The organism is Cupriavidus sp. P-10, from assembly GCF_003402535.2.
GTDB lineage: Bacteria > Pseudomonadota > Gammaproteobacteria > Burkholderiales > Burkholderiaceae > Cupriavidus.
The window spans coordinates 258,407-271,746 of sequence record NZ_AP025170.1 but is presented as its reverse complement, the minus strand read 5'-3'; the positions used below and the strand labels follow the sequence as shown (position 1 = coordinate 271,746).

Here is a 13,340-nt window from a genome sequence, read left to right as displayed (position 1 = left end):
CAGCGCGCGCAGGCCATGGAGCGGCTCTGGCGGCCGCCAGAGCCTGCGGGCGGAAACCGGTATTATCGCGGAAGCGGCGCCCCGGTGCATGGTGCGCCGCCTGACAGTTTTTCCTGACCGCATGCCTGCCCCCACCCTGCCCCGCCTCGCCCTGCCATCGCTACCAGCGCTACCTGCGCTACCAGCCCGGACCGCACTGTTCCGTCTGGCCACGTGCGCGCTGCTGGCAACAGCCGCCGGCACGGCGCTGGCCGCGGGCACGGCGCACCTGCCTGCCGCCACCGACCTGGGCGCTCACGGCGCCGAAGCCGCGCAGCGCGGCGAGCCGCTGGTGCTGCTGGTGTCGATGCCCGGATGCGGCTATTGCGATGCGGTGCGCCGCAACTACCTCGGTCCGCAGGCTGCCGCCGGCGAGATCGCGGTGCGCGAGCTGGACCTGACCGCCGTCACGCCGCTGCGCGACGCCGACGGTACCGTGACCACGGCGCGCGACTGGGCGCGGGCGCATCAGGTGCGGGTGGCGCCGACGGTGCTGTTCCTCGATCGCCAGGGCCGCGCCGCCGCCAGCCCGCTGCGCGGCATGCAGCCCGACTTCTACGGCGCCTACCTGGAACAGGCGCTGGACCAGGCACGCGCCGCCGTCGCCACCCGGCGTTGAATCACGGTCACCGCCGGCATTGCGGCAGATTGCCGCACCCAGGCTCCGCGCAGCGCCCCGGCGCCAGCGGCATTAGAATGTGGCGTTGCCCGAAGAGAATTCGCATTCCCCGCCTTCCATGACCACTTCCGCTCCCGCCAAGTCCTCCCGCAAGCCCTGGCCCATCGTCGCCGCCATCGTCGTGCTGGCGCTGCTGGGCTGGTTCGGCTACCGCGCGCTGGCGCCGGCCAATGCCGCACCGGCCGCCACGTTCACGCTGCTGTCGGGCGAGAAGCTCAGCACCGCCGACCTGAAGGGCAAGGTCTACCTGGTCAATTTCTGGGCCACCAGCTGCGCCACCTGCATCAAGGAAATGCCCGACATGGTCAAGACCTACGAGCAGTTCAAGGGCAAGGGGCTGGAATTCGTCGCCGTGGCCATGAACTATGACCCGCCGATGTACGTGATGAACTACGCCAAGACACGCGGGCTGCCGTTCAAGGTGGCAATGGATTCGGACGGCTCCGCCGCCAAGGCCTTCGGCAATGTGCAGCTGACGCCGACCACCTTCGTGGTCGACAAGGACGGCCGCATCCTCAAGCGCTATGTCGGCGAGCCCGAGTGGGATGCGCTGCACAAGCTGCTTGATAGCGCGCTGGCAAAGTCTGCGTAACGCTGTCGCCCGCAACATCCAGGAAAAGGTGCTCATCGAGCACCTTTTTTGTTGGTTCGTGCCCGATCCCGCGCGAAGCGGCTTGCACTGCGGGGCTGTATGGATATACAGTTAGCGCCAGCTTTTTTGCCTGCCCGCTTTTTCCCCCTGCCTCTTTGCTGCCTGTGTCACTGGACCTTGCCCCCGCCGCGGATCTCGCATCCGCCCTTGCCCCCGATGCGGCCGACGCAGGCCCCGCCTACCTGTCCAAACTCAACCCGGAGCAGCGCGCCGCGGTCGAGCACGGCAGCGACGGCCCGCTGCTGATCATCGCCGGTGCGGGATCGGGCAAGACCAACACGCTGGCGCACCGGGTCGCGCACATGGTGCTGGGCGGCGCCGATCCACGCCGCATCCTGCTGCTGACGTTCTCGCGCCGCGCCGCCGCCGAAATGGGCCGGCGCGTCGAGCGCATCGTCGACCAGGCGCTGGGCACGCAGACCGGCGCGGGCCGCGCGGCGCTGCAATGGTCGGGCACCTTCCACGCCATCGGCGCGCGCCTGCTGCGCGAGTACGCCGAGACCCTGGGCCTGTCGCCCGCTTTCACCATCAGCGACCGCGGCGATGCCGCCGACCTGATGCACGTGGTGCGCCACGACCTGGGCCTGTCCGAGACCGCCAGCCGCTTTCCCAAGAAAGAGACCTGCCTGTCGATCTACTCGCGCGTGGTCAACACGCAGGCGCCGCTGGAAGACGTGCTCAAGCAGCAGTTTCCGCGCTACGCCATGTGGGTCGATGCGCTGCGCACGCTGTTTGCCGGCTATGTCGAGGCCAAGCAGAAACAGCACGTGCTCGACTACGACGACCTGCTGCTGTACTGGGCACAGGCCATGGCCGAGCCCGCCATCGCGCAGGACATGGGCGCCCGCTTTGACCATGTCCTGGTCGACGAATACCAGGACACCAACGCGCTGCAGGCGTCGATCCTCTTGGCCATGCGGCCCGATGGCCGCGGCCTGACCGTGGTCGGCGACGATGCCCAGTCGATCTACGCGTTCCGCGGCGCGACCGTGCGCAATATCCTCGATTTCCCGCAACAGTTCACACCACACGCGCAGCAGGTGACGCTGTCGCAGAACTACCGCTCCACGCAGCCGATCCTGCAGGCAGCCAACGCGGTGATCGGGCTGGCTGCCGAGCGCTATACCAAGGATCTCTGGTCCGAGCGGCTGTCGGCCGAGAAGCCCGGCATCATCGTCGTCAACGACGAGGCCGACCAGGCGCGCTACGTGGTCGAGCAGGTGCTGGCGCGGCGCGAGGCCGGCCTGGCGCTAATGGCGCAGGCGGTGCTGTTCCGTGCCGCCGACCACAGCGCGCAGGTGGAGATCGAGCTGGCGCGCCGCAATATCCCGTTCGTGAAGTTCGGCGGGCTCAAATTCCTGGAATCGACGCACGTGAAAGACGTGCTGGCCGTGGTGCGCTGGCTGGAAAACCCGCGCGACCGCATGGCCGGCTTCCGCACGCTGCAACTGCTGCCGGGCATCGGCCCGAAGACCGCGGCGCGCGTGCTCGACGCCATGGCACTGGCCACCGAGCCGCTGTTCTCGCTGCAGGAATTCGAGCCGCCGCCGGCCGCCGCGCCCGCCTGGGCAGACCTGCTGACGCTGGCGCGCGCGCTGATGGCGCCGACCTCGCCGTGGCCCTCGGAATTCGAGCAGGTACTGGCCTGGTACGCGCCGCACCTCGAACGCCTGCACGACGACGCCGCCGCGCGCCAGGCCGACCTGCAGCAGCTGGAGCGCATAGCCGCCACCTACGGCGCGCGCGAGCGCTTCCTGACGGAACTGACGCTCGATCCGCCCAGCGCATCCAGCGATGAGTCCGGCGTGCCCTCGCGCGACGAGGACTACCTGATCCTGTCGACGATCCACTCGGCCAAGGGGCAGGAGTGGAAGGCCGTGTATGTGCTCAATGCCGTCGATGGCTGCATGCCGAGCGATCTGGCGACGGGCACGACGGAAGAGATCGAGGAAGAACGGCGGCTGCTGTATGTGGCAATGACGCGGGCCAAGGACCATCTGGACGTCATCGTGCCGCAGCGCTTCTACGTGCACCAGCAGGTGGGATTTGGCGATCGGCATGTGTATGCGTCGCGCACGCGGTTCATTCCGAATCGCGTGATGCCGAATTTCCACAGCCGGGCATGGCCGCCGCCGCCGATGCCAGGCGAAGGGAAGGCAAAGCCGGCGCTGGCGCCGGTGGACCTGGCCAGTCGGATGCGCAATATGTGGCGGTGAGTTGCAGCCTCGCCGCCTGCAATTTGCTGGCTTACGCCACCTTCTCCAGCAACAACCCCTTCAGGTACTCGCCTTCCGGGAACGCCGCCAGCATCGGGTGATCGGTGCCCGCCGACAGCCTGCGCAGGATGCGCGCATCCACCCGCGCATCCGTCACCGCCCCCGCCACGATCTTCTGGAACAATTCCATGCTGATCGCCCCCGAGCACGAATACGTGAACAGCAGCCCGCCCGGACGCAGCAACTGCATACCGACCAGGTTGATTTCCTTGTAAGCCCGCGCGGCGCGGTCGATATGCTGTGCCGACGGCGCGAACTTGGGCGGGTCCAGCACGATCAGGTCGAACTGCCGCCCTTCCGCGCGGAATTCGCGCAGTGTCTTGAAGACGTCCGCGTCGAGCCAGGCCGCACGCTCCGGCTCAAACCCGTTCAGCGTCACGTTGCCCGCGGCGATCTTCAGCGCTTCGCCCGACGAATCGATCGACGTCACCGACTTGGCCCCGCCGCGCAGCGCGGCCAGCGAAAAGCCGCCGGTATAACAGAAGCAGTTCAGGACCTCGCGCCCTTCGGCCAGGTCGCCGACCAGCTTGCGGTTGTCGCGCTGATCGACATAGAAGCCGGTCTTGTGGCCGTTGCGCACATCGACGTAATAACGCACGCCATGCTCGGTCACCGACAGCGCCGGATCGGGCTCCGCGCCGGCCAGCACGCCGGTCACCAGCTCCAGCCCTTCGCGCTGGCGCACGGCGGCGTCGGAACGCTCATAGACGTTAGGGCAGCCGGTTTCCTTGACCAGCGCCTGCACGATCGCGGTCTTCCACTGCTCGACACCGGCGGAATTGAACTGGCACACCAGCTGGCCCTGCGCGCCATTGCCGTAGTAATCGACGATCAGGCCCGGCAGCCGGTCCGATTCGCCAAAGATCAGGCGCACGGCGTCGCTGTCCTTCACCCACTGGCGCCGGTACGCGATGGCCGCGGCCACGCGGCGCTTGAACAGCGCGTGGTCGACCGGCTCGTTCTCGTCGAAGGTCCACACGCGCGCGCGGATCTGCGATTCGGGGCTGTAGGCGGCCTTGGCCAGGAAGCGGCCGTCGGCGGCGCGCACGGTCACGGTCGAGCCCGGCTCGCAGCGGCCTTCGGTGGTGGCGATGCCGGTCGCGTAGATCCACGGGTGGCGGCGCAGCAGGGATTTTTCCTTGCCGGGTTTCAGGGTGATGGTGTTCATGTCGATCAGGGAAAATGCATGCCGCAGCGGATGCGTTGCCGTGCCTGCGGGCGGGCTCCCCTCTCCCGCCTGCGGGAGAGGGGTTGGGGGAGAGGGCGGCGGGAGCGTCAACGAAGCAACGCGTGTCGGTATGCCAGGGCCTGCCCTCTCCCCCGGCCCCACTCCCGGCCCCACTCCCGCGCGCGGGAGAGGGGAGAAAACGATGCGGGAGCGATGCCTTACAGCACCACCTTCACCATCGGATGCGCAGTCAGCGCCCGATACAGATCATCAAGCTGCTCGCGGCTGGTCACCCACACCGTCACGGTCAGGCCCAGGTAGTTGCCTTTGCTCGAGGGCCGCATTTCCATCTTGCCCGCGTGGAAGTCCGGATCGAACTCCTGCACCAGCGTGACGATGGCCTCGGCAAAGCCATCCTGCATCGAGCCCATCACCTTGATCGGGAAATGGCTCGGGTATTCGATCAGCGACTGCTCCGGCGGGATATCGCCGGGCTTGTTGCCGCTGCCCTGGTTGTCGGCTGTCATGTCGTTTTCTCCGGCGCGGCCCGGCGCATGCCAGGGCCGCGCATTCCAATCACTTGCGCTTGAACCACAGGCGGATGGTGTCCCACAGGCGGCCGAAGAAGCCGGCCTCGGGCACTTCCTCCAGCGCCACCACCGGGAACTCGGCCACCTTGTTGGTGCCGTCCATCAGCTTGACCATGCCCACCTGCTGGCCTGCCGCGATCGGGGCGATCATCAGTTCCTGGCGCTCCAGTACGGGCTTCAGGCGACCACCGGTGCCCTTGGGCACGGTGACGAAGGTCTCGTGCTGCACGCCGATCTTGACCGTGCCGGCCTTGCCCTTGTAGATCTCGGGCGTGGCCAGCACCTGGCCCTTGTCATACAGGCGCAGCGTGTCGAAGAACTGGAAGCCGTAGTTGAGGATCTTCAGGCTTTCCTGCGTGCGCACCTGTTCGGTGGTGGTGCCGATCACGATCGAGATCAGGCGGCGCTGGCCGTTGGGCACATTGGCCAGCGGGCGCTGGGCCGACGAGATCAGGCAATAGCCGGCGGACTTGGTGTGGCCGGTCTTGACGCCGTCCACGGTCGGGTCGATGTACAGCAGGCGGTTGCGGTTGGGCTGCCTGATCTTGTTATAGGTGAACTCCTTCTGCGAGTACATGGCGTAGTACTCGGGGAAGTCCTTGATCAGGTGCGTGGTCAGCGTCGCCAGGTCCACCGCGGTGGTGTAGTGGTTCGGGTCGGGAATGCCGTCGGTGTTGGTGAAGTGGGTGTTCTTCATGCCCATGCGCTGGGCCTCGCGGTTCATCATCGCGACGAAGCCCTCTTCCGAGCCGCCCACGGCCTCGGCCAGCGCCAGCGCGGCGTCGTTGCCCGACTGCACGATCAGGCCCAGCAGCAGGTCCTGCACGCTGACCGGCTTGTTGGGCTCGATGAACATGCGCGACTCGTCGCTTTTGACCTTGAGCACCAGGTTGGTCGGCACCACGGTCTGTTCCAGCGTCAGGCGCTTTTCCTTGAGTGCCTCGAACGCCAGGTAGGCGGTCATCAGCTTGGTCAGCGAGGCCGGCTCGATGCGCTGGTCGGCGTTCTGTGAGGCCAGTGCCTGGCCGCTGGTCACGTCAAACAGCATCCACGACTTGGCGGCGACCTGCGGCATCGGCACGCCCTGCGCAAGGACGGCGGCGGGCGCGGCGGCCAGCGTGGCCGCGGCGACGGCAGCGACGATGGCGGCGGGTGCAAAGGCGGAGGAAAGGCGTGTCGTGGCTCTATTCAGCATTGTTTCTGTTTCCGACAAGAAAGGGATCGTGCGGGACGGGATGGCGCGGTGGTGAAGCTGCGCCGCTCACCGGTCCCACGCGTTGACGACGAGCTGCTTGATCAGGTGCAGCTTGCGGTGGAAGAAATGGTCGGCGCCGGGAATGACGATCACCGGCAGCTCCTGCGGGCGCGCCCAGTCAAGCACGCTCGCGAGCGGCACGGTGTCATCCTGCTCGCCGTGTATGACGATGGTGTCGGCGGGCACCTCGGCCACCTGCCAGCGGCTGGCGGCGGTGCCGACCAGCACCAGGCGCTGCACCGGCGTGCCGGCCTCGGCCAGGCGCCGGGCCACGTGCGTGCTGACAAAGCTGCCGAAGGAGAAGCCGCCCAGCGCCAGCGGCAGCGTCGCGGCCTGCGCCGACCACGCGGTCTGCTCGCGCATCCAGGCGGCGACGGCCAGCAGGTCGTCCTGCTCGCCGATGCCGTTGTCATGCTCGCCGGCGGTGCCGCCGACGCCGCGGAAGTTGGGGCGCACGGTGGCATAGCCCAGTTGTACGAAGGCGCGCGCCAGCGTCTGCGCCACCTTGTTGTCCTTGGTGCCACCGAACAGCGGATGCGGGTGCGCGACCAGCGCCAGGCCGCGCAAGGGTGTGTCCGGCAGACCTTGCGGCAGGTCCACCGAAACGTCGATCGCGCCGACGGGGCCGGCGATGGAAAGTACCTGTGTATGCGCGTTCATAGGACGGTCAGGGCAATCAGGAGGCGTGCAGGATGGCGATTCAGGATGGTGATACGCCGGCTGGCTCAAGACCCGGAAATCCCGGGGCAAAAAATGAAAAAACCGTCCGGCGTGCGGGCGGCGGTGTCTGGCATCGGCGCTGCGTCATCGGCGGCGCCGCGGGTTCGTTCTCGTTCAGCGGTCCACCATCAGCCGCTCGACCGGCTTGCCGTTGAGCAGGTGGCTGTCGATGATTTCATCGATGTCGTGCTCGTCCACAAAGGTGTACCAAATTGCCTCGGGGTAGACCACCAGCACCGGTCCGAGTTCACACCGGTTCAGGCAGCCCGCCTTGTTGATGCGCACGCGGCCTTCGCCGCCGGCGATGCCGAGTTCCTTGCAGCGCTTCTTGGCGTATTCCTGCATGGCCTTGGCGTTGTGGTTGGCGCAGCAGTTCTCGCCGGCCTCGCGCTGGTTCAGGCAAAAGAAGACGTGGTGCTGGTAGTAGCTGCTCATGCGATGCGGTGACAAGGAGGGCGCCCGCGCGGCGGCATGGCCGCAGGACATTGAACGGAAGCTCGGAATTATACGGCGTCATGGCGGCCCGCCCGCGCCTTCCGGCACCCGCGCCATGCCATTGACCACCGCTTGCCCACGGTCCAGGTGGCGCCTCAGCCACCTGGGCCGGCTCCGGCATTCCGAATCCCCGGAGGCACGGCGTCCGGATTTCCGGAATCCCGGAAGCCGCGCGCCCCGGCAAAGCCCGCGTTTCCTTGTGAATCAATCAGTTAGCAATACCGTTTGGACTGGCATGCCGGTTGCAAATTCCCGTCCCTGAACGCGCCGCAACCGTGACGGCGCGCGCCCGCGGCGCCATCGCCCCGGGTACGGTCAACACCGAGGACGACACCATGAAGAAACCCTTCTACAAGATCCTGTACGTGCAGGTGCTGTTCGCCATCCTGGTCGGCATCCTGCTGGGCCATTACTGGCCCGATACGGGCGTGGCCATGAAGCCGCTGGGCGATGGCTTCATCAAGCTGATCAAGATGATCATCGGCCCGATCATCTTCTGTACCGTGGTGACCGGCATGGCCGGCATGAGCGACATGAAGAAGGTCGGCCGCGTCGGCGGCAAGGCGCTGCTCTACTTTGAAGTGGTGTCGACTTTCGCGCTGCTGATCGGCCTGGGCGCCGCGCACCTGCTCAAGCCGGGCGTGGGCTTCAATATCGACCCGTCGACGCTGGACACCAAGGCGATCGCGCAATACGTGTCGAAGGCACACGGCCAGAGCACGGTCGAGTTCTTCATGCACATCATCCCGGAGACGGTCTTCAGCGCCTTCGCCAACGGCGACATCCTGCAGATCCTGCTGGTGTCGCTGTTCTTCGGCGCCGCGCTGGCCACGCTCGGCGAACGCGCCCGCTTCGTGGTGCAGCTGATCGAGCAGGTCTCCAAGGTGTTCTTCCACATCGTCCACGTGATCACCAAGGTGGCCCCGATCGGCGCCTTCGGTGCGATGGCGTTCACCATCGGCAAGTACGGCCTGGGCTCGCTGGTGCCCCTGCTCAAGCTGATCGGCACCTTCTACTTCACGGCCATCATCTTCGTGCTGGTGGTGCTGGGCACGATCGCGCGCATGACCGGCTTCAGCATCGTGCGCTTTATCTCGTACATCAAGGAAGAACTGCTGATCGTGCTGGGCACCAGCTCGTCGGAAGCCGCGCTGCCGCACATGATGGAGAAGCTGGAGAACCTGGGCTGCTCCAAGTCGGTGGTGGGCCTGGTGGTGCCTACCGGCTATTCGTTCAACCTGGACGGCACCAACATCTACATGACGATGGCGGTGATCTTCATCGCGCAGGCCACGGGCATCGAACTGACGTGGATGCAGCAGCTGACCATCCTGGCGGTGGCGATGATCACCTCCAAGGGCGCCAGCGGCGTGACCGGCTCGGGCTTCATCACGCTGGCGGCGACGCTGGCCGTGGTGCCGACCATCCCGGTGGCGGGCATGGTGCTGATCCTGGGCATCGACCGCTTCATGAGCGAGTGCCGCGCGCTGACCAACATCATCGGCAACGGCGTGGCCACGGTGGTGGTGTCTGCCTGGGAACGCGAGCTGGACCGCAAGCGCCTGGCGCAGGTGCTGGAGGGCGGCGGCGTTGCCGACGAGCTTGCCGAGGCCGGCCAGGGCGCCCGCTAAGTGCACCGCTGCGCGGGGGGCTGCGTGGGTGGCCGCGTAGGTGGCTGCCCCGGCCGCCCGCCAGCGGGTATCATCGGCGCGACAGCCCTTGCGCGCGCCGATGCCACACTCCGACGATTTCCTCGCCGTGCATGATCCCGCCGCCACCCGCGCGGTGCATGCGCCGGACACCGGCAGCAGCCGGTGGTGGGGCTTTGCCATCGCCCTGACGGTGGGCCTGCTGCTGTTGTGCGGGCTGACCTGGCTGGTGTCGTTCCAGCGCGGCCTGGCCACGCTGCAGCAGAGCACCGCCACGCGTGCCGACCGCTACGCCGCCACGCTTGAAAGCACCCTCGACCGATACGAATTCCTGCCCGCGCTGGTGTCGCTGCACCCCTTCGTGCGCGGGCTGCTCGAATCCCCCCACGACCCGGCACGCGTCGCCGCCGCCAACCACTACCTGGCCGAGGTCAACCGGCGCGCGCATGCGTCGGCCACCTATGTGATCGCCGCCAACGGCATCGCGCTGGCCGCCAGCAACCATGGCCTGCCCGGCAGCTTCGTCGGCACCGACTACCGCTTCCGCCCCTACTTCCAGATCGCCGCGGGTGGCAAGATGGGCCGCTTCTACGCCATCGGCATCACCAGCGACGAACCGGGCTACTACATCGCGCAGCCGGTGGAATCCAACGGCAAGGTCATCGGCGTCACCGTGGTCAAGCTCAACCTGGAGTGGTTCCAGCGCGCCGGCAGCGGTGCCGAGCCGCTGATGGTCAGCGACGAACATGGCGTGATCTTCCTGTCGTCGGTGCAGGCCTGGCAGTACCGCACGCTGCGACCGCTGCCGCCGGCGCTCCAGGCCGAAATGGAAAACACGCGCCAGTACCACGGCCGCGCCGTCACGCCGCTGCCGCTGGAGCCGCTGGACTCGCTCGTCACGCGCTGGCTCGCCGAGACCACGCTGGGCGCCAACGCGCGGCTGGTACGCGTGCGCAACGAGTCGCCCTCGGCCCCTACCACCTTTACCTCCGACGGCACCCGGCGCGCCGACCGCTACCTGGAACTGGGCCGCACCGTGGGCCCGGCCGACTGGACCATGCAGGTGATGGCTCCGCTGGAGCCGGTGCTGGCCAATGCGCGCAACGCCACCGTGGCGGCGGCGCTGGCCTATGCCTGCATGTGCCTGTTGCTGGTCAACTGGCGCCAGCGCCGCCAGCGCGCGCGCGACATGCAGTACAGCCGCCGCCTGCTGGAAGCGGCCTATGACGAGCTGGAGCGCCGCGTGGAAGCGCGCACCGCCGACCTGATGGCGATCAACGAAAAGCTCGAAGAACAGGTCGCCGTACGCACCCGCGCCGAGAGCGAGCTGCGCGCGGCGCAGGACGAACTGGTGCAGGCCAGCAAGCTGGCCGCGCTGGGGCAGATGGCGGCCGGCATCACGCATGAGCTGAACCAGCCGCTGGCGGCGCTGCGCACCTTCTCCGACAACACGCGCGTGCTGCTGGAACGCGGCCAGCTTGCTGCCGCCGAAGGCAACCTGACGGCCATCGCCGACCTGACCGAGCGCATGGGCAAGATCACCAGCCAGCTCAAGCTGTTCGCCGGCAAGGCGCGCCCGGTGCGGCGGCCGGTGGTGGTGCGCACCGCGCTGGACCACGTGCTGGCGCTGCTGGCGCCGCGGCTGGGTGCGGTGACGGTCAGCGTGGCCGGCCTCGACGAACAGCCCGGCCTGTCCGTACGCGCCGACGAACTCAAGCTTGAACAGGTGCTGCTGAACCTGATCGGCAATGCGCTCGATGCCATCGGCTCGGCGGCGCCGGCGCAAGGCCGCATCGACATCGAGGTGCAGGCCGATGCCGGCACTAACAGCGGCACCAACAGCGGCACCAACAGCGGCACCGTCACCCTCGCCGTGCGCGACAACGGCACCGGCATTGCGCCGGAAGCGCTGCCGCGCCTGTTCGAACCCTTCTTCACAACCAAGGAAACCGGGCAGGGCCTGGGGCTGGGGCTGGCGATCTCGTCGTCGATCGTGCGCGAGTTCGGCGGCCAGCTCAGCGTGGCCAACGTGCCCGGCGGCGGCGCGCAGTTCACGCTGGTGCTGGCGCGCGCGCCGGCCAGCGAAGCCGCGTTGCCGGTATCCACACCTCAATGAGCATTGCCATGCAAGACGGTCTCCGTGTCCTGTTTGTCGAAGACGAGCCGCTGGTGCGGCAGGCTACCGCGCAAAGCCTGGAGCTGGCGGGCTTTACCGTGCTGGCGCTGCCATCGGCTGAAGCCGCGATTCCGCATCTGCATGCGGGCTTTCCTGGCGTGCTGGTGACCGACGTGCGCCTGCCCGGTGCCAGCGGCCTGGACCTGCTGCACCATTGCCGCAACGGCGCGCCGGGCGTGCCGGTGGTGCTGGTGACCGGCCACGGCGATATCACGATGGCCGTGCAGGCGATGCGCGAAGGCGCCTATGACTTTATCGAGAAGCCCTTTGGCGCCGACCGGCTGACGGACACCGTGCGCCGGGCGCTCGAGCGGCGTGCGCTCGAGCTGGAGAACCAGGCATTGCGGCGTGAGCTGGCTGGTCCGGCAGCGGGAACGCGGATCATCGGGCGTTCGCCGGCAATTGAGCAGGTGCGGGCATTAGTTGCCAACGTGGCCCCGACAGACGTGCCGGTGATGATCAACGGGGAGACTGGCAGCGGCAAGGAGTTGGTGGCGCGCAGCCTGCACGCGTTGTCCGGTCGCGCCGACGGTCCGTTTATCGCGCTGAACTGCGGGGCGGTGCCTGAGGCGATCTTCGAGAGCGAGATGTTCGGGCATGAGGCCGGCGCATTTACCGGCGCGGGCAAGCGACGTATCGGCAAGCTGGAGCATGCTTCGGGCGGGACGCTTTTTCTCGATGAGATCGAGAGCATGCCGCTGGCGCTGCAGGTCAAGCTGTTGCGGGTGCTGCAGGAGGGGACGCTGGAGCGGCTGGGGTCGAATGCGTCGGTGAAGATCGATGTGCGGATCGTGGCGGCGGCCAAGGGTGATATGGATGCGCTGGTGGCGCAGGGTTCCTTTCGTGAGGACCTCTATTACCGGCTGAACGTGGTCACGATCGCGCTGCCGCCCTTGCGGGAGCGGCGCGAGGATATCGTGGCGTTGTTCGAGCATTTCATGCTGGTGGCAGCAGTGCGTTACCAGCGGCCGGCGCCGATTCTGTCGGAGGCGCAGCGGCAGGGGTTGCAGCAGCGGCCTTGGCCGGGGAATGTGCGGGAGTTGCGCAATGCCGCTGACCGGCTGGTGCTGGGGGTGCCTGAGGGTGGGCAGGCTGGCGGGCATGCCGCGGCTTCAGACGAGACCGCGCCGCTGCGGGAGCGGATGGAGCGGTATGAGCGGGCGGTGATTGCCGATGCGCTGGCGCGGACGGGTGGCGCTGTCAGTCAGGCGGCTGATTTGCTGCAGGTTGGCAAGGCTACGCTGTATGACAAGATCAAGCGGTATGGGCTTTGATTTTTGACTGTCATTGGTCGTTCACCTTGTTGCCATGTGGGCGTCACATTGGTTTTCTATTCTTTGCGTGCGGTTGTGGCATTGGCAGGTGCCCTGCCGGTTGTATCAATCTTCGTGGTAGTTGATGGCCCCGCGGTGTCGCGGGGCGTTTTTTTGTGGGCTTTGATTCGGCCACCTGCTGCCGTTGCTATTGGTGACATGCTGTCGGCTTTTGAACCGCCTGGTTCCGCCCTCCTGGGCGGGTCACTTTTTGTCCGAGCGACAAAAAGTAACCAAAAAGCGCGTTTATGGCCCTGCGGGCGGTCACTCTTATCGTAGTGGGCTACGGCTTTCGTACGGGGCTTTGCTTCGTTGCAGACCAGGACTG

11 protein-coding genes are annotated in these 13,340 nt (G+C 67.2%); 6 read left to right on the top strand and 5 right to left on the bottom strand.

Annotated elements, in window-relative coordinates:
• Positions 1 to 121 precede the first annotated feature (121 nt).
• From CTP10_RS01260 to CTP10_RS01250, 3 genes are all read left to right on the top strand, one after another.
• Positions 122 to 658, top strand: coding sequence for a thioredoxin fold domain-containing protein (locus CTP10_RS01260; protein WP_233527937.1), 537 nt, complete (start codon positions 122 to 124; stop codon positions 656 to 658).
• Between the two features lie 118 nt (positions 659 to 776).
• A complete protein-coding gene (locus CTP10_RS01255; protein WP_116316966.1) occupies positions 777 to 1,310 on the top strand; it encodes a TlpA disulfide reductase family protein in 534 nt (177 codons plus the stop codon).
• Positions 1,311 to 1,474: 164 nt separating this feature from the next.
• Complete coding sequence (locus CTP10_RS01250; RefSeq protein ID WP_442875100.1) at positions 1,475 to 3,586, top strand: ATP-dependent helicase; 2,112 nt, start codon at positions 1,475 to 1,477, stop codon at positions 3,584 to 3,586.
• Between the two features lie 31 nt (positions 3,587 to 3,617).
• On the opposite strand, the gene CTP10_RS01245 is transcribed toward CTP10_RS01250, so the two are convergent.
• The 5 genes from CTP10_RS01245 to CTP10_RS01225 all read right to left on the bottom strand — a co-directional run bounded on the left by CTP10_RS01245 (position 3,618) and on the right by CTP10_RS01225 (position 7,814).
• Entirely contained in the window at positions 3,618 to 4,814 is a 1,197-nt protein-coding gene (locus CTP10_RS01245) for a class I SAM-dependent rRNA methyltransferase (protein ID WP_116316964.1), read from the bottom strand.
• Between the two features lie 218 nt (positions 4,815 to 5,032).
• Positions 5,033 to 5,341 (bottom strand): HP0495 family protein, encoded by a 309-nt coding sequence (locus CTP10_RS01240; protein ID WP_116316963.1) that lies wholly within the window; start codon positions 5,339 to 5,341, stop codon positions 5,033 to 5,035.
• 49 nt (positions 5,342 to 5,390) lie between these two features.
• Positions 5,391 to 6,599 carry a D-alanyl-D-alanine carboxypeptidase family protein gene (locus CTP10_RS01235; protein WP_116316962.1) on the bottom strand — a complete coding sequence of 403 codons (1,209 nt, stop codon included), beginning with the start codon at positions 6,597 to 6,599 and terminating at the stop codon, positions 5,391 to 5,393.
• 66 nt (positions 6,600 to 6,665) lie between these two features.
• On the bottom strand, positions 6,666 to 7,319 hold the full coding sequence (locus CTP10_RS01230) for an alpha/beta hydrolase (protein ID WP_116316961.1): 654 nt from the start codon (positions 7,317 to 7,319) through the stop codon (positions 6,666 to 6,668).
• 174 nt (positions 7,320 to 7,493) lie between these two features.
• On the bottom strand, positions 7,494 to 7,814 hold the full coding sequence (locus tag CTP10_RS01225) for a (2Fe-2S) ferredoxin domain-containing protein (protein ID WP_029046700.1): 321 nt from the start codon (positions 7,812 to 7,814) through the stop codon (positions 7,494 to 7,496).
• A 395-nt stretch (positions 7,815 to 8,209) separates the two neighbouring features.
• On the opposite strand from CTP10_RS01225, the gene CTP10_RS01220 reads away from it, so the two are divergent.
• From CTP10_RS01220 to CTP10_RS01210, 3 genes are all read left to right on the top strand, one after another.
• Complete coding sequence (locus CTP10_RS01220) at positions 8,210 to 9,505, top strand: dicarboxylate/amino acid:cation symporter (protein WP_116317798.1); 1,296 nt, start codon at positions 8,210 to 8,212, stop codon at positions 9,503 to 9,505.
• A 100-nt stretch (positions 9,506 to 9,605) separates the two neighbouring features.
• On the top strand, positions 9,606 to 11,639 hold the full coding sequence (locus CTP10_RS01215; protein ID WP_116316960.1) for a sensor histidine kinase: 2,034 nt from the start codon (positions 9,606 to 9,608) through the stop codon (positions 11,637 to 11,639).
• Positions 11,640 to 11,647: 8 nt separating this feature from the next.
• On the top strand, positions 11,648 to 12,973 hold the full coding sequence (locus CTP10_RS01210; protein WP_116317797.1) for a sigma-54-dependent transcriptional regulator: 1,326 nt from the start codon (positions 11,648 to 11,650) through the stop codon (positions 12,971 to 12,973).
• Positions 12,974 to 13,340 lie beyond the last annotated feature (367 nt).